The sequence below is a fragment of the Nonomuraea sp. AD125B genome (genome assembly GCF_041402765.1).
GTDB classification, from domain to species: domain Bacteria; phylum Actinomycetota; class Actinomycetes; order Streptosporangiales; family Streptosporangiaceae; genus Nonomuraea; species Nonomuraea bangladeshensis.
Genome location: NZ_JBGLOU010000012.1, coordinates 294,654 through 310,782 on the forward strand (window position 1 = coordinate 294,654; position 16,129 = coordinate 310,782).

Below are 16,129 nucleotides of genomic sequence, written 5' to 3' on the forward strand. Positions count from 1 at the left end.
GTTCTCCAGGTGATCTCGGGGAGCGGTTCGAACCGCTGCTGTCACATCGAGAACGTTAGGGAACGGGCGCCCCCCGGGTCGTCACCGCACGGTGGACATCCGCCGGTAGCTCTCACGGGGGACAGCCGGCCGGCGGGCTCTAGTCGGGGGTGGCGGCCAGGTCGAGGGTGACGGCCAGGTCGCGCAGGCACTCCTCGAAGACGGGCTCGGCGTCGGTGTAGGCGAAGTCGAGCTGGTGCAGGACCTCCATGCACAGCAGGCCGTACAGCCTGATCCAGCAGGACAGGAAGACGTGCGCGGCTTCGGGCGGGAGCCGCCCGTCGATGGACTCGGAGTAGGCGATCAGCTGCTCGCGCTGGGACGCGGGCAGGGCGGCGAGGTCCGGCACCGGGAACCCCCGCGTCCGCCACAGCTCGGCGACCAGGTCCAGCAGGACGAACTCGAACCGGAGTGCGGCCTGGTGGCGGCTGGAGTCGGGCCGCCGGTCCGGCGGGGCGACCGGGTTGGCGAAGATCCAGCCGAACTCGGCGGGATGGGCGACGGCCCAGGCGCGCATCGCGCGGCAGGCGGCCAGCAGGCGCTCGCCGGTCGGCGCGTCGGCGTGGGCGTCGCGGCCCTGCTCGACGGCGGCGGTCAGCTCACGGAAGAAGCCCGCGGTCACCGCGCCGACCAGCTCGTCGTGGCCGGAGTAGTAGTGGTAGAGGGCCGGGCCGCTCATGCCGACCTGCCTGGCGACCGCGTTGACGGTCACGGCGGCCGAGCCCTGCTCGACCAGCAGTTTGCGCGCGGCCGCGTGGATCTCCTCCAGCGTGGCCCGGCGCAGCCTCTCCCGCCTGTTGCCGGTCTTCTGGGACATCGTCGCTCCTCCCGCTGTTGTGCCGTTGACATTCTATTGCATCTATGTTTGCTTAATAGCTCTAAATAACTTAGAGGCAGTAAGGAGCGGGACGTGCTGCGCGACCATCTGTCAGGCAAGTACGCCAGGGAGGCCACCGTCACCGTCACCGAGCAGGTGACGCCCACCGTCCGCCGGATCCGGCTGGAGACGGACCGGCCCGTCGAGTTCCCCTACACCCCCGGCCAGCACATCAGGATCCAGCTCATGGACCCGCTGTCGGTGCCGGGAATCCTCCGCCCGGGAGAGACGCTGCGGACGTACACGATCTGGGACCTGGACGCCGGCAGGACCGGCATCGAGCTGCGCGTCCACCTGTACGACGGCGACGGCATCGGGCTGCGATGGGCGCGGAAGGCCGCGCCCGGGGAGCGGGTGACGTTCTGGTGGCCGCAGGGCGACTTCTTCACCCGGGAGGCGGCCTACCACGTGTTCGTCGGGGAGGAGACGGCCGCCGCCGCGTTCGGGCCGATGCTCCGGGCGCTGGACGCCGCCGCCGAGGTGCACGGGGTGCTGGAGAGCGAGGCCCCCGAGCACGACCTGCCCATGCCGGACGTCGCCCGGCGGGTGCGCCGCGTCCACCGCCGCGGCGCGCCCGCCACCGCGTCGGCGGTGCTGCTCGGCGCCGTGGCCGAGCTCGACCTGCCCGGCAACGCCGGCGCCGCGTACGTGGCCGGGGAGGCGAGGACCTGCCGCCTCGTCCGCGACTACCTCGTACGCGAGCGCAACTGGCCACGGACCTCGATCAAGGTCAAGCCGTTCTGGACCCCGGGCAAGCGGGGCCTGCACTGACCGTCAGCCGGCCTCCTCCCGTTGGCTCAGCACGCTGGACAGGAACGCCCTGGTCCGTTCGTGGCCGGGGTTGGCGACCAGCTCGGCGGGCGGGCCGCTCTCGACCACGACGCCGTCGGCGAAGAACGTCAGCCGGTCGCCGACCTCCCTCGCGAAGGCGATCTCGTGGGTGACCACGACCATGGTCATGCCGTCGGCGGCGAGACCGCGCATGACCTCCAGCACCTCGTCCACCAGCTCGGGGTCCAGCGCCGACGTGGGCTCGTCGAACAGCATCAGCTCCGGGCTCATCGCCAGCGCCCTCGCGATGGCGACGCGCTGCTGCTGGCCGCCGGAGAGCTGGTGGGGCCGCTTGTGGGCGTGCTCGGCGAGGCCCACCCGCTCCAGGTGCTCCATCGCCGACCTCCGCGCCCGCTCGGCGGGCAGGCCGAGGACGTGGACGGGCGCGCAGGCCACGTTCTCCAGCGCGCTCTGGTGGGCGAACAGGTTGAAGCGCTGGAACACCATGCCGATCCTGCGGCGGAAGGCGGCGAACTCCTTGGGGGACCACGGCCGGTAGCGCCCCTCGTGGAGGCGGTGGCCGACCTCCTCGCCGAGCACCCGCAGGCTGCCGCCGAGCACCGGCTCCAGCCCGTTGACGCAGCGCAGGAAGGTCGACTTGCCCGACCCCGACGGCCCGATGACGCAGCTCACCTCGCCAGGCGCGACGGCGAAGTCCACGCCGTTGAGCACCTGCGTGTCGCCGTAGCTCATGCGCACGCCCGCGGCGTGCACGACCGGGGTCACGCCGCCGCCTTGGACAGGAGCCGGACGCTCCGCCCGCCGCGGACCAGCCGTACGGCGTCGGCGCCGAAGCGCCGCTCCAGCCTGCTCTGCAGGAAGGTCGCGATGGCGGTCATGAGCATGTACCACAGGCTGGCCACGATCAGCAGCTCCATGATCAGGTTGTTGGCCTTGTAGATCTGGCTGGCGTTCGTCATCAGGTCGTGCCCGGCGACCACGTACACCAGCGAGGTCGTCTTCAGCATGGAGATGAACTCGTTGCCGGTCGGCGGGATGATGATGCGCAGCGCCTGCGGCAGCACGATCACCCGCATGCGCTTGGCCGGGGTCATGCCGAGCGCGTACGCCGCCTCCGTCTGCCCCTTGTCCACGGCCTGGATGCCGGCCCGCACGGTCTCGGCGAAGTACGCCGCCAGGTTCAGCCCGAGCCCCAGCATGGCCGCGGTGAAGCCGGTCATCACCTCGTTCGTGTCCCACTTGACGCCGATCATGGTGAACGGGATCTTGAGCACCAGCTCGGGGAACAGGAACGCCAGGTTGTACCAGAAGATGAGCTGCACCAGCACCGGCGTGCCGCGGAAGAACCAGATGTAGAGCGTGGCGAGCCCGCTCAGCACCGGGTTGTGCGACAGCCGCAGGATCGCCATCCCCACGCCGAGCACCAGCCCGAGCACGGTCGCCAGCACCGAGATCTCGATGGTGACCCAGATGCCGTCCAGGATGCGGTCGTTGAACAGGTATTCGGCGACCTTGTCCCAGTGCAGGCGCGGGTTCACCACCATCACGTAGACCAGCCAGCCGGCGACCGCGATCGCGGCGGCCGCGGCCGCGAGCCGGCCCCAGTGCCGGGTCCTGACGACCGGGATGCGCTCTCCGGAGGGCCCGGTGAAGGGTTCCGTGCGCATGCTCACTTACCGCCGTTGATCACCGCGGACTGGACGGCCAGCTTGTCCAGGTTCCACGCGGCCAGCAGCTTGCCGTACTCGCCGCTCGCGATCAGGGAGTCGAGCGCGCCCTTCACCGAGTCGATGAGCTGCTGGTTGTCCGGCTTCATGCCGATGCCCCACGGGCTCTCGGTGCCCTCCAGGGCGAGGGCTTCGATGTCCAGCTTGGGGTCGTCCAGCTTGTACGCCGCCACCACGTAGTCGGTGATGGTGGCCTGCGCCCGCCCGCCGGTGACCTGAAGCATGGCCTCCTGGTCGCCGGGGAACTTCAGCAGGTTCACCGGCTTCTTGCCGGACTTGTCGCAGTCGGCGGAGTACTGCTCGGCCAGCTCCATCGACGAGCCGTTGTCGACCACGGAGACCGTCTTGCCGCACAGGTCGGCCGGGCCCTTGATCCCTGCCGGGTTGCCCTTCTTGACGATCATGCCGGCGCCGGCCTGCACGTAGTCGACGAACGTGACCTGCTTCTGCCGCTCCGGCGAGTCGGTCATGGAGGAGATGACGAAGTCGTAGCGGCCGGTCAGCACGCCGGGGATCTGGGAGTTGAACTCCTCGTCGGTGATCGTCACCTTGACGCCGAGCTTCCTCGCGATGGCCCTGGCCAGCGCCGGGTCGAAGCCGATCGCCGTCTTGCCGTCGCTCGCGTACAGCTCCATGGGCGGGTAGCCGATCGAGCTGACCACCTTCAGCCCGTCGGACTTGAGCTTCGCGGGCACCTTGGCGGCCAGGCTCTCGTCCGGCGTGATGGCGTTGATGACGTCGGCGGCCTTCTCCTCGGCGGGCGCCTGGTCCAGCGTGACCGCGGGCGCGCCGCCCCCGGACTCGGTCCCGGTCGAGCCTCCGTCCAGGGACTGGGCGCCACAGGCCGTGGTGGCGGCCAGCAACGCGCCGGCGGCCAGGACGGTGATGGTACGGATCTTCACGTGGGGGGCTCCTTCTCAGAGGCGCTGCCAGCGGACTTCGCCGCCGACGACGGTGGTGAGGACCTGGGTGCGGAGCACGGCCTCCGGCGCTTCCAGGTAGGGGTCGGTGTCCACGGCGATGAAGTCGGCGAGCATGCCGGGGGCCAGGACGCCCTTGCGGTCGCTCTCACCGGCCGCGTACGCGGCGCCGAGCGTGTGCGCGGTGATCGCCTCCGCCATGCTCAGCCGCTGCTCGGGCTGCCAGCCGCCGGCCGGGGTGCCGTCCTCGCGGGTACGGGTGACGGCGGCGTACAGCGCGGCCCACGGGTTCGGGCTCTCCACCGGCGCGTCCGAGCCGAAGGCCAGCGCGACCCCGGCGTTGAGCATGCCGCGCCAGGCGTACGAGGCCAGGTCGTGCCCGGCGAGCAGCGAGTCGACCAGCGCGATGTCCGTGGTGCAGTGCACCGGCTGCATCGAGGCGACGACGCCGAGTCTGGCCATCCTGGTCAGGTCCTCGGGGCGCAGGTGCTGGGCGTGCTCGATGCGGTGCCTCAGGCCGGGGGTGGGCCCGATCTGCTCGTACGCGTCGAGGACCAGCCGGTTGGCGCGGTCGCCGATGGCGTGGGTGGCGACCGCGATCCCGGCCGCCGCCGCGGTGCTGAAGATCCGGACGAGGTCTTCGTACGGAGTGACCGCGATGCCGGTGTTGTCGTGCTCGCCGGCGAAAGCCTGGTGCATGTGGCAGGTGTGCGAGCCGAGCGCGCCGTCGCTGAACACCTTGACCGGCCCGGTGCGGAGCCAGTCGTCGCCCTGGCCGGTGCGCCGGCCCTCGGCGATGGCCGCCTCCAGGTGGACCGTGGGGATCGCCTTGTGCACGCGGATCTTCAGCTCGCCGGCCTCGCGCAGCTCCAGGTAGGCGGCGCGGCAGTCCTCGCCGTCGATGTCGTGCACGCTGGTCAGGCCGAACGCGAGCAGCTCCTCCTGCCCGGCGCGCAGCCGGTCGCGCAGGTCGCCGGTGACCATGAGGGCGCGCAGCGGGTACGACGCCGACTCGCGCAGGATGCCGGTGGGCTCGCCGTCGGCGTACCTGACGATCTCGCCGCCGACCGGGTCGGGGGTGGTGGCGTCGATCCCGGCCATCCGCAGGGCGGCGGAGTTGGCCCAGACGGTGTGGCCGTCCACGTTGGGCAGCGCCACGGGCAGGTCGGGGCAGACCGAGTCGAGGGCGTAGCGGTCGGGCTGGACGGGCGGGTTCCAGATGTTGCTGTTCCACCGGCCGCCGAACAGCCATCCGCCCGGCCGCAGCCGCGCGGCGTGCTCGGCCACCGTGGCCAGGGCCTCGTCCAGGGAGCGCACGTCGCGCAGGTCGACGCCGCCGAGGCTCTGGGCGTACTGGGCGGTGTGGATGTGGGCGTCGTACAGGCCGGGCAGGACGGCCGCGCCGTCGAGGTCCACCAGCTCGGCTCCCGGGCCCGCGGCCTCGCGCACCTCGGCCTCGGAGCCCACGGCGACGATCAGCTCGCCGTCCACGGCCATGGCCTGGGCGACGGGCCGGCCGGTGTCTCCCGTGCCGCCGGTGCGGATGGAGGCGTTGCGAAATACGCGCATGCTCTTGGATCTTCCAGGGGTTTCGAGGAGTGGTCCGACTGACTGTAGGGGTGGCGAAAACAAGGTCGGAAGCGCTATAACCAGGACATTTAGCGCGGCTCAGAGCAAGGAACGCTTATGCTGAAGCCAGAACATCTCCGCACGCTGCGTGAGGTCGTGCGGCTGGGATCCTTCGCCGCGGCGGCCAACCGGCTCGGCTACACCTCCTCCGCCGTCTCCCAGCAGATGGCCTCGCTGGAGCGGGAGACCGGGGTGCGGCTGTTCGAGCGCTTCGCCCACAGCGTGCTGCCGACCAGCGCCGCCGAGGTGCTGGCCAGGCAGTCCGAGACCCTGCTCGCCGACATCGAGCGCATGGTGGCGACGGTCAGGGAGGTGCACAGGAACAGCGAGCCGCAGGTCCGCCTGGGCGTCTTCCCCAGCATCTGCGACCTGCTGTCGAGCGTGCTGCGGGACCTGGAGCCGGAGGAGCGCTCCGGCATCCGGCTGTCGGTGGCCGAGCCCTCGCAGCTCATCGCGCGGCTGGGCGCGGGCGGCGAGATGGACGCGGCGATCGTCTACCAGGTGGGCAACTCGGGCCTGTCGTGGCCGTCCACGCTGTCGAGGCGGTGGGTCGCCGAGGACCGCTACCGGCTCGTCCTGCCACGGACCTGGCCCGACCTGTCACCGCACCGGGCCGAGCAGCTCGTGGACCTGCCGTGGATCATGCACCATCCGGGCAGCAGCGACGCCACGCTCTTCGAGGCCATGCTCGGCCACTGGAAGCTGCATCCGCGCGTGGTCTGCCACTCCGACGACTTCAAGGTCACCCTCTCGCTGATCGGCGCGGGCCTCGGCGCGGCCCTCATCCCGGACCTCGCGCTCCGCGACCACAGCCCGGACGTCGTCGTGGTCGACCTGCCCTGGCTGAACATCAGCCGCAGCATCTTCACCCTGGTCCGCCCCGAACGCGAAAGCGCCCGCCTGCAGACGCTGCTGGACAGGCTGGCGTTCTGAGCCGGCCTTACCGTACGGGACGCCTCCAGCCACAGGTTCGATGTGATGCCGATGGGGTCTTCGGCGCGTTGACGGCAGGGCGCGTATCTACGCTCATGGCCACACCCCCCGTCCTGCTGGAGGCCGCCATGTCCGGGCCTGATCGACTGTTCACCGAGCCGAGACCGGTCAAGCTGGCGCAGGCCTGCCTCTTGGCGCAGGCGCTGATCCTCGTCGTGCCGTTGCTGATGCTGATCCAGTACTTCCGGTGGATGTCCGGCGAGTTCACCGGCCTCGCCCTCATCCTGATGGTCGTGCAGACGGCGGCGGTTCTCGGGGTGTCCGCGCTGGCCCTCCTGACCGGGAGCCGGCGCAACTGGGTGCGGCTGTCCGCGATCTGGCTCCAGGCGCTGGTCGCGCTCCGCAACCTGACCGCCATGGTCGACGACGGCGCGTCCTTCTGGGGCGCTCTGGGTCTTCTGGTCGCGGGCGTGGGGGCGACGCAACTTCTCACGGAGCCGGCCCAGAACTGGTTTCACCTGCGTGGGCGGCAGACGTCATGAGCGCCGAGGGGCCGGCCGTCCGGCCCGAGCGCCCCGGCGACGTCTGGGGCCGGATGCGGCGTCACGACGTGCTCCGGCACGCCTACCCCGGCGCGGCGCGGCACCTGATCGGGCTGGTGGTGCCCGGCCTGCTGGTGTTCCTGCCGCTCGGTCTGATCGCCGTGTCGGCGCTGGTCGTGATCGTGGACGTGGACGGTTCGGCGGCGGTGGTCAACGGCGCCTTCGAGCTCGTCGGCTCGCCTGGCGCACCGGTGCTGGTGTGGTCGGCGGTGGTGTCGGCCGCCACGGTGGCCGCACAGATGGTGGTGCTGCCCGCGACGGTGGTCCTCGCCGCCGGACGGCTGGCCGGCGAGTACGTCCCCGTCTCCGCCGCGATGCGGGCGGCGCTCCGGCGCTGGCCCGCGATGCTGGCATTGGTCCTGGTCGGCGCGGTCGTGCTCGCGGCGGACACAGCGGCCGGCCTGGGCCTCCTCCTGTGGAACGGGGCGCAGGTCACGGCTTACGGCGTGATGGTGTTCCTGCTCCTGTTCTCGCTGCCGTGCCTGCTGGCCGTGCCGGGCGTGGTCCTGAAGGAACGGTCCGCGAGGAGCGCGCTCGCCCTGGCCTACCGGCTGACGTCCGACGCCCCTTGGGCGACCGCGCTCACGCTGGCGTTCGGCGTCGTGATCTTTCCCGCGCTGGCCCAGCAGGCGGTGAACGTGGCGACGTCAGGAACACCCATCCTGCGGATCGGGCTGGGCTGGGCTCTGGCGCTGGTCGCGGTGCCGTTCCAGGCGACCGTGATCGCGCGCCTGTTCCTGCACCGCCTCGCCGTCGCGGGGATGACCATCGAGTTCAAGGAGGTCGTCGGCGGTCTGCCGGCGGGCACGCCGCGCCCGGTCAGGCCCGTGCCGGTGCTCGCGGCGCTCCTCCTGCCGACCCTGCTGTACGGCGCCGCGGCGCTGGTCAACCCGCTCGGCTGGCTGGAGGTCTCCGAGACGGCCGTCACGAAGAACGTCGACCTCTCGGAACCGCAGGCCCTCTACCTGGGCCAGGACGGACGCATGGTCATGCTCATGGACGGCTCTCGTGAGGCGAAGCTGCTGACCTGCGCGGACAGCGGGTGCGCCCGCCCTCGGCTCACCTGGGCCGAGCCGGTCGCCGTCGGCGGTGAGCCGACAGCGGTCAGCGCCCGGCTGGCGGACGGCCGCCTCGCCGTGGCGACGTGGGCGGTGGAGGGGCGCTACCCCTGGGTGTACGACGAGAACTGGCGCGCCCGGCTCAGGCTGCGGATCTGCGACGCGGCGAACTGTGTGCCGGCCCCCGGCGGCAAACCTCTCGCTGAGATGACCTGGCGCGACCGGAAAAGGGTGGTCGCCCTGGCTGCTCGGCCGGGCGGCGGCCTGGTGGTCGCACAGCTCCACGGGATCCCGGAAGACAGTGACGCCGACGAGGAAGCGCTCTCGCTCACCATCTGCGACGACCCGGCCTGTGCCCACCCGCGCGTGAAGGAGGTCGCCAAGGTCCCCGCGAACGGCCCGCGCGCCCTCGTCGCCGACGTGGACCCGGACGACCGCCCCGTCATGCTCCACCTCGATCAGGACAGCGGCGCCGTTCACGTGGTCTCCTGCGACGACCTCGCCTGCGCCCGGGCGCGGGTGGAGCAGCCTGTCGAAGGTGACGCGTCCGCTTACTTGTTCGGCGGTCGCGACCGGCCCCACGCCGTCATGGTCGTCCGGGCCGACGGCCGTCCGCTGATCGCCTACCAGGACATGGCCGACGGCACGATCAAGCTGCTCGACTGCCGCGACCGGGCGTGCTCGCGGGCTGCTTCGGCGGCGCTGACCGCGCCCGGTGACCGGCACGCGGGGCCGGCGATGGCACTGGATCGGGCGGGGCGGGCTCTGGTGGCCTTCCGCGACCTGGACCGCGACCGGATCGTCATCGCCGCCTGCGCGGAAACGCGTTGCACACGGACTCCGGTCACGGCGATCACGCGCGGTGGCGGCCTGGGCCTGGCCATGGCGGTGGACGGCCGCGGCAGGCCGGTGCTCGCCTGGCTGGACTTCGGGGACGCGGACGACTGGGACCTGGTCGTGACCACGCCGCTGAACCTCAGCGCGCGAGCGATTCCTCGGGGGTCCGCAGTGTGGACAGCGCCCAGCGGCCCGGGCCGAGGACGGCGATGAGCAGGAAACCCCAGCAGAAAAGGGCGGCTTTCTCGCCGCCGTTCTCGATGGGGAACAACGCCTGCGGCTGGTGCACGACGAAGTAGGCGTACGCCATGGTGCCCGAGCAGATGACGGCGGCGGCCCGCGTGGCCACGCCGAGCAGGACCATGGTGCCGGCGACGAGCTCGATGGCGGCGGCCCACCAGCCCGGCCATTCCGCGAAGGCCGGCGCCGGGCCGCCCTGCGGGCCGCCGAGGACGCCGAAGAGGGTGGCCGCGCCGTGGCAGGCGAACAGCAGCCCCAGCACGATCCGATAGAGGGCCAGGAAAAGGTCCTGATGCTGCTTGAACAGGGATTCCATGAAGGCGTCCTTTCACGAAATGGGAGCGCTTCCAGCAGAGTCAAGAATGTGGCTTCACCACGTCAACTCTGGTCAGTCAGGTAGATCGGCCGGGAAAAGCAGAAAGAGGGCGTTCACTTGGTTCGACGCCATTCCGATAAACATTTCGAGATGGTGAAAATTTCAACCGTCTGCCGTGGGACGGGCCCGTACGATCGCCACCGGGCAGGGCGCCTGCCGCAGCAGGCCCGAGGCCACGGAGCCGAACCGCCCGTGCGGGCTCCCGACCACCACCAGGGTCGCCTCGGCGACGGCCGCGACCGTCTCGGCCGCCCGCGCGTTCGCGACGCGGAGCTCGACGGCGAGGCCGGGATGCCGGCTCCGCCAGGGCGCGACCGTGGCGGCGAGCCAGTCCTCCGAGGCCTCCTGGAGGGCCATCGGGTCGAGCGCCGGGTACGTCATCCCCGCCCACGCCACCGGCGGCTGGTGCCAGGCGTGCACGACGAGCAGCGGCAGGCGTCGCATGGCCGCCTCCTCGCAGGCGAAGCCGAGCACGGCGTCGGCCTTGCCGTCGTCGGCCACACCGGCCACGATCGGGCCGGGGTCCGGGGTGCGCGGCAACGCGCCCCTGCCGCGTACGACGATGACCGGGCAGCGGGCGTGGGCCGCCGCGTGGCTCGCCACGGAGCCGATGACCGCCCGCGCCATCCCGCGCAGCCCGCGCGAGCCGAGCACGATCAGCTCGGCCTGCCCCGACAGCTCCTCCAGGCGCTCGGTGGGCGAGCCCTCGTACAGGTCGCCCCGCACGTCGAGCCCGCCTGCGCCGGTCCGCGCGCAGTCGGCGCCGTGCCACAGCACGTGCTCGGCGGCGCGGCGGAGCGAGTCGCGGCCCCCCGGGTCGCCCTCGCCGTACGGCCACTGCCAGGCGTGGCAGACGGTCAGGGAAAGCCTGCGCAGCTCGGCCTCGTCCATCGCCCAGTCCAGGGCCTGCATGGAGTGGTCGGAGCCGTCGTAGCCGACGAGCACGCCCAATGACTGTTCCACGGTCCCCACTCTGCGCGGACGGTGGCGGGGTGGCGCGAGGACACGGGGACCGCCTCTCGAAAGCTTGCCCATTCCGTGGCCGCCCTTGGTCCGCGCGCCAGTTCGGTTTTATGCGAGGTTTATCCGGAAGTGGGGCAAGATGCCGTTGTGGCTCCTGCCACGGCTTTTGTCGGAAGGGGACACGGGGGTGAAGGGCTGAGCACAGCGCGCATGGGAGTAGTCAACAAAGGTTTCAAACGACGGGCACGGCTCCTGCGCGAGGCGCTACGCCCCCCACGGCAGCTCACCGGCCCGCTCACCGGCACCGCGCCGGGCGCCACGGGACCGCAGGTCCGGCGCCCGCCGAAGCGGACGCAGGTCGTCGACTACGCCGTTCCGACCATGCCGCGCCTGGTGCGCTCGCCCGTCTTCCTCATCGCCCCGGTGCGCTCCGGTTCCACGCTGCTGCGCATGCTGCTGAACGCCCACTCCCGCGTCCGCGCCCCGCACGAGCTGCACCTGCGCACCGTCGGCGTACGGCTCACCCCCGGCTTCTCCGAGGCCGCCATGCTGGAGCTCGGGCTCGACCAGGTGGAGCTGGAGCACGTGATCTGGGACCGCATCCTGCACCTGGAGCTGCTGCGCAGCGGCAAGGACGTCGTGGTCGACAAGACGCCGGGCAACGTCTTCGTCTGGGAGCGGCTGAAGTACGCCTGGCCGCACGCCAAATTCCTGTTCCTGCTGCGCCACCCGATGGGCGTGGTCTCGTCGCTGGAGAACCGCAAGGAGAACACCGCCTCCAGGGAGGCGCTGGAAGCCACCGCGTGCAAGTACTTCAAGCCCCTGGAGCAGGCCCGCCGCACCCTCGGCGGCCTGACCGTGCGCTACGAGGACCTGACCGCGCAGCCGGAACGGGTCACCCGGGAGGTCTGCGCGTACCTGGGCGTGGAGTGGGAGCCCGCCATGCTGGCGTACGGCGAGCGCAACCAGGAGCAGTTCGTGCCGAACCTGGGCGACCGCAGCGACAACATCAAGTCGGGCCGCGTCCAGGCCGCCCGCACCTTCACCGGAGCGGACGGCCTGTCCCCCAGGCTCGCCGAGTACGCCGCCGCATGGGGCTACTCATGACAGCGTGAGCGGCAGGGTCGCCGTGACGGTGGTGCCGCCCTGCGGACCCGAGGTGATGACGCAGGTGCCGCCGATCTCGGCGGCCCGCTCGCGCATCGAGGTCAGCCCGACCCCCGGCGACGGCTCCTCGGGCAGCCCCACGCCGTCGTCGGCGACCGTCACCAGCAGCACGCCGTCGCCACGGTCCAGCGTGACCACGATCCGGCTCGCGCGGGCGTGCCTGCGGGCGTTGGTGAGCGCCTCCTGGACGATGCGGTACGCGGCCGTCTCGACCCCGGCGGGCAGCTCGCCCAGGGGCTCCCCCGGCATGCGGATCCGCACCCGGGGGCCCGGGGTGGCGCGGGCGAACTTGCGCAGCGCCCCGGGCAGGCCCAGCTCCTCCAGCGCGGGCGGGCGCAGGCCGTCCACCAGCTCGCGGACCGAGCCCAGCGTGGCCGTCATCTCCTCCCTGAACCGGACCAGCAGCTCCTCCACCGAGTCAGGATCGCGTTCGAGGCGGCGGCGGGCCTCGTCCAGGGTCATGGTGACGCTGGTCAGGCTGGGGCCGAGGCCGTCGTGCAGCTCGCGGCCGAGGCGGCGGCGCTCCTCGTCGCGGGTGGCGGTGATGCGCTCGCGCGAGTCGTGCAGGTCGGTGCTGAGGCGTACCGCGTGGGCCAGCTCGGCCAGGTGCTTGGCCATGACGCGGAGCTGCTGCCGGCTCTGCCGGCCGCCGGCGAGCAGCAGGCGGCCGGCGTGCTCGCCCTGCCAGACCAGCTCGATCTCGCGCGGCCGGGCCCCCAGCTCGCCGTCCGCGAACGACACCGCCGGCTCCCCCGCCACCCGTACGCCCGCGCCCCGCGCGCCCAGCGTGGTGCGCACGATCGACAGCGCCTCGGCCAGCGCGGCGGCCGGGTCGCCGGCCCGCTGCACGGCGCGGCTGAGCAGGTCGGCCGCCCGGTACGGATCGCGTTCGACGTTGAAGAGCCGGTCCACCGAGCGTTGCAGGCGCAGCCGTACGGGGTGGAAGACCGCGGCCGTGGCGAGGGCGGCGGCCAGCCCGGCGACCGTCCCGTAGTCGCCGGCGACGCTGTTGGCCGCCCAGATGAGCCCCGAGTACGTGAGGCCGGCGACGACGGCGAGCGTGCCGTACACGAGGGTGCGGTCGAGGATGAGGCGGATGCCGTAGAGCTGGTGGCGCAGCGCCGAGGCCACCACGGCGATGGGGATGCCGGCCGTCAGGAAGATGCGCAGGCCGATCACGACGGGATCCTCCGACCCCTGGCTGCCCACCCAGTAGCCCATGAAGATCACCATCGCCCAGAGGTACCAGGCGATCTGCCGGCGCACCTCGGGCGTGGCCGCCCGGTACCTGAAGCCCAGCGAGGCGACGCTCAGCAGGCTGAGCAGGATCATGGGGAGCCCGATCCACTCCTCGACGACCTCAGGGATCCGGCCGAGCGCCGGCACCCCGAACGGGTTCTCGATGGGCAGCCCCAGCTCGAACTCGGGGTCGGGGCTCAGCCCGAGCAGCAGCGAGTGACCGACCATGAGGACGAGATGGCCGTAGAGCACCGGCCGCCACCGCTTCGAGGGCAGCCGGCCGTCGGGGAAGAGCAGCGGCATGATCCCGGAGAACGTCGGCACCACCAGGAGCCACAGCCAGAGGGACGGCCAGGCGAGGTACGGCGTCAGCGGGCCGGGCGCGTACGTGTGGGTCCACGCGGTCAGCGCGAACAGCAGCAGGTAGACCGCCCAGAGCACGCCCGTGCCCCAGAGCAGCCACGGGAACAACAGCCGCGGCCGGTGCGTGACCAGGAAGGCCCCGGCCGCCGGGAACAGCAGCCCGACCGGGTCGGGGCCGCCGTCGAGCTCGTTCCAGCCGGCGAGCTGCGCGCCGAGGACGCTGGTGACGATCGTGGCGACGGGCGCGGCGGCCGCCAGGGTCCATACGACGACGAGCAGCGCCCGGCGCGTGGCCGGTGTGCTTCCGCTGGCGGTTGTCACGCGGGCTCCTTGACCGGAAGTTCCACCACGACCTCGGTGCCGCCGCCGGGGCGGGTGTCGTGCTCGTACGTGCCGCCCAGCTCCTCGGCGCGGTGCCGCAGCCGGGTGGCGCCCTCGCGGCGCTGCTCGGGCAGGCCGATGCCGTCGTCGGCCACCGACAGGCAGAGCCCGCCCGGCCGCCGCTCCACCCGGATCAGCGCGGTGGTGGCGCGGGCGTGCCTGCGCACGCCGGCCACCGCCTCGTGCGCGATCCGGTACGCGGCCACCTCCACGGCGGCGGGCAGGTCGCCGAGCGGGCCGGACACCGCGACGTCCACGCGCGGCCCCGGGGTGTCGGCCAGCGTGCGGAGCGCGCCCTCCAGGCCCAGCTCGCCGAGGTCGGTGCCGTCGAGCGCGGGCGGGCGCAGGCCGTACACCAGCTCGCGCACCTCCACGATGGCCTCGGTCATGCGCCGGCGCATCCTGGTCAGCAGCGGATCGACCGCCTCGGGTCCGCCGGCCAGGCTGATCCGCGCCTCGTCCGCGCTCAGCGCCAGCTCGGTGAGGGTCGGGCCGAGGCCGGCGTAGAGGTCGCGGCGCAGCTTGTGCCGCTCCTCCTCGCGGGTGAGGAGCATGCGCTCGCGGGAGCGCCGCAGGTCGGCGCTGAGTCGTACGGCGTGGGCGACCTCGGCGAGCTGGCGGGCCAGCATGTCCAGCAGGGCGGGGTCGGCGGGCTCGCCGGCCACCAGGAGCCAGCCCATCGAGGTGCCCTGCCACTCCAGCCGCAGCACCGTCGGGCTCGCGCCCACCTCACCGTCGGCGACCGTGCGCGAGCGCCCGCCGGGCAGCACCACCTCGACCGCGACGCCGGGGGCGCGCAACGCCCTGCGGGACGCGGCGACGGCGGAGGCCAGCGCCTCGGCCGGCCCCGGAGCCTCCTGCACCCGCCGGTTGACCCGGTCGGCCACCCGGTACGGATCCCGCTCGATCCCGAACACCCGGTCCGCCGCCCCCTGCAGCCCCACCCGCACCGGATGGAACAGCGCGCCCGCGACCAGCGCCGCCACCAGCCCCGCCGAGGAGGTGAGCGGCCGGCCGAGCGCGATGATGCCGAAGTAGACCGCGCCGACCACGGCGGTGAGCGTCAGGTAGACCAGTGCGCGGTTGAGCAGGACGAGCGCGAGGCGGCTCCGCCGCATGCCGGAGAGAACCGCCACCCGCACGAGCAGCGGTCCCGCCACTCTCAGCAGCATGAGCTTGATGGTCATGTGTCGCGCACATCATAAATCGCACGATTCACCGCGTCTCCGGCACGCATGGCCCCATGATTGTGGCGACGCCTTGCGTACCGGTTGCGGCCCGCCAAAATCGGGCGACTCGCCCTCAGGAGTGAGCGGCAGGATCGCTCCCACCGGCGATGTCCCCGGCCCCCTCCGCCGAGCACGATGAGCGACATGAAGCTCCTGAACCTCCGTGCCGCCTTCATCGCCGCCCCCCTGCTCGTCCTCGCCTACGGTGTGATCCGCATCCTCGACGGGCTCGACGGCGAACGGGGCCCCGGCCTCGCCTGGACCACCGGGCATCTCGCCTTCGTCGCGGCCCTGCTGCTGTTCGTACCGATCTACTGGCGTTTGCGGCGGATGGCGGGAGGCGGGGCGCTCGCGACCGCCACCGCGACCGCCGGCACCGTCGGCGTCGCCGCGCTGGTCGGGCAGTTCGGGATCGACCTCGTCGTCGGCTTCATGTCGGCCGACCACGCCGCCATGAGCGTGCTGTTCGATCGGGTGCAGGCCGTGCCCGGCGTGTCGTTCGCGGTCTACGACGTCCTGCCGAGCCTCTTCTACGTCGGCCAGCTCGCCCTGGTCACGCAGCTCGCCGCGCAGCGCCGGGTCAAGCTGTGGACGCCCGTGCTGGTGCTGGCCGACCTCGCGCTGCCGTTCGTGGACAAGGACCTCATCCCGCTCGGCGCGCTCTGCCTGCTGGTGTCGTTCGTGCCGTTGGCCCGCGCCTCCGCCGCCGTCGCGCCTGCTCGGCCCGCCGCCGTGTACGCATGACGCGGGCGGCAGG

At 72.3% G+C, this 16,129-nt stretch carries 15 protein-coding genes; 6 read left to right on the forward strand and 9 right to left on the reverse strand.

The window, feature by feature from the left end:
• Positions 1 to 139: 139 nt before the first annotated feature.
• Complete coding sequence (locus ACBR40_RS30590; RefSeq protein ID WP_371250988.1) at positions 140 to 856, reverse strand: TetR/AcrR family transcriptional regulator; 717 nt, start codon at positions 854 to 856, stop codon at positions 140 to 142.
• Between the two features lie 93 nt (positions 857 to 949).
• Here ACBR40_RS30590 and ACBR40_RS30595 point away from each other — a divergent pair, with 93 nt between their 5' ends.
• The gene (locus tag ACBR40_RS30595; RefSeq protein WP_344208733.1) at positions 950 to 1,687 is read left to right on the forward strand and encodes a siderophore-interacting protein; all 738 of its coding nucleotides are present in this window, start codon (positions 950 to 952) and stop codon (positions 1,685 to 1,687) included.
• A gap of 3 nt (positions 1,688 to 1,690) precedes the next feature.
• Here ACBR40_RS30595 and ACBR40_RS30600 read toward each other — a convergent pair whose 3' ends face one another.
• From ACBR40_RS30600 to ACBR40_RS30615, 4 genes are read right to left on the reverse strand one after another with little or no spacing between them, the layout of a single operon-like run.
• Positions 1,691 to 2,440 carry an amino acid ABC transporter ATP-binding protein gene (locus ACBR40_RS30600; protein WP_344209107.1) on the reverse strand — a complete coding sequence of 250 codons (750 nt, stop codon included), beginning with the start codon at positions 2,438 to 2,440 and terminating at the stop codon, positions 1,691 to 1,693.
• A 29-nt stretch (positions 2,441 to 2,469) separates the two neighbouring features.
• Complete coding sequence (locus ACBR40_RS30605) at positions 2,470 to 3,375, reverse strand: amino acid ABC transporter permease (protein ID WP_371250989.1); 906 nt, start codon at positions 3,373 to 3,375, stop codon at positions 2,470 to 2,472.
• A 2-nt stretch (positions 3,376 to 3,377) separates the two neighbouring features.
• Complete coding sequence (locus ACBR40_RS30610) at positions 3,378 to 4,337, reverse strand: ABC transporter substrate-binding protein (protein WP_344208737.1); 960 nt, start codon at positions 4,335 to 4,337, stop codon at positions 3,378 to 3,380.
• Positions 4,338 to 4,352: 15 nt separating this feature from the next.
• On the reverse strand, positions 4,353 to 5,924 hold the full coding sequence (locus tag ACBR40_RS30615; protein WP_371250990.1) for an amidohydrolase: 1,572 nt from the start codon (positions 5,922 to 5,924) through the stop codon (positions 4,353 to 4,355).
• 117 nt (positions 5,925 to 6,041) lie between these two features.
• Between ACBR40_RS30615 and ACBR40_RS30620 the strand changes: the two genes are divergently transcribed.
• The 3 genes from ACBR40_RS30620 (at position 6,042) to ACBR40_RS30630 (ending at position 9,627) form a co-directional block, all read left to right on the forward strand.
• Positions 6,042 to 6,917 (forward strand): LysR family transcriptional regulator, encoded by an 876-nt coding sequence (locus tag ACBR40_RS30620; protein ID WP_371250991.1) that lies wholly within the window; start codon positions 6,042 to 6,044, stop codon positions 6,915 to 6,917.
• Between the two features lie 95 nt (positions 6,918 to 7,012).
• Positions 7,013 to 7,459, forward strand: a complete 447-nt coding sequence (locus ACBR40_RS30625) for a hypothetical protein (protein ID WP_371250992.1) — start codon at positions 7,013 to 7,015, stop codon at positions 7,457 to 7,459.
• A complete protein-coding gene (locus ACBR40_RS30630; protein WP_371250993.1) occupies positions 7,456 to 9,627 on the forward strand; it encodes a hypothetical protein in 2,172 nt (723 codons plus the stop codon). The genes ACBR40_RS30625 and ACBR40_RS30630 overlap by 4 nt, the downstream gene beginning before the upstream one ends.
• Here ACBR40_RS30630 and ACBR40_RS30635 read toward each other — a convergent pair.
• Together ACBR40_RS30635 and ACBR40_RS30640 are read right to left on the reverse strand one after the other, a co-directional pair.
• A complete protein-coding gene (locus ACBR40_RS30635) occupies positions 9,554 to 9,970 on the reverse strand; it encodes a DoxX family protein (protein ID WP_344208743.1) in 417 nt (138 codons plus the stop codon). The two genes, ACBR40_RS30630 and ACBR40_RS30635, sit on opposite strands and share 74 nt — an antisense overlap.
• A 162-nt stretch (positions 9,971 to 10,132) precedes the next feature.
• Complete coding sequence (locus ACBR40_RS30640) at positions 10,133 to 10,993, reverse strand: universal stress protein (protein WP_371250994.1); 861 nt, start codon at positions 10,991 to 10,993, stop codon at positions 10,133 to 10,135.
• Between the two features lie 210 nt (positions 10,994 to 11,203).
• On the opposite strand from ACBR40_RS30640, the gene ACBR40_RS30645 reads away from it, so the two are divergent.
• A complete protein-coding gene (locus ACBR40_RS30645; protein ID WP_344208747.1) occupies positions 11,204 to 12,100 on the forward strand; it encodes a sulfotransferase in 897 nt (298 codons plus the stop codon).
• On the opposite strand, the gene ACBR40_RS30650 is transcribed toward ACBR40_RS30645, so the two are convergent.
• Positions 12,095 to 14,083, reverse strand: coding sequence for a sensor histidine kinase (locus tag ACBR40_RS30650; RefSeq protein WP_371250995.1), 1,989 nt, complete (start codon positions 14,081 to 14,083; stop codon positions 12,095 to 12,097). The genes ACBR40_RS30645 and ACBR40_RS30650 overlap by 6 nt on opposite strands.
• Positions 14,080 to 15,330, reverse strand: a complete 1,251-nt coding sequence (locus ACBR40_RS30655; RefSeq protein WP_371250996.1) for a sensor histidine kinase — start codon at positions 15,328 to 15,330, stop codon at positions 14,080 to 14,082. Before ACBR40_RS30655 ends, ACBR40_RS30650 begins: the two co-directional genes overlap by 4 nt.
• A gap of 186 nt (positions 15,331 to 15,516) precedes the next feature.
• Here ACBR40_RS30655 and ACBR40_RS30660 point away from each other — a divergent pair, with 186 nt between their 5' ends.
• Positions 15,517 to 16,116 (forward strand): hypothetical protein, encoded by a 600-nt coding sequence (locus ACBR40_RS30660; RefSeq protein WP_371250997.1) that lies wholly within the window; start codon positions 15,517 to 15,519, stop codon positions 16,114 to 16,116.
• The last annotated feature ends 13 nt before the right edge of the window (positions 16,117 to 16,129 follow it).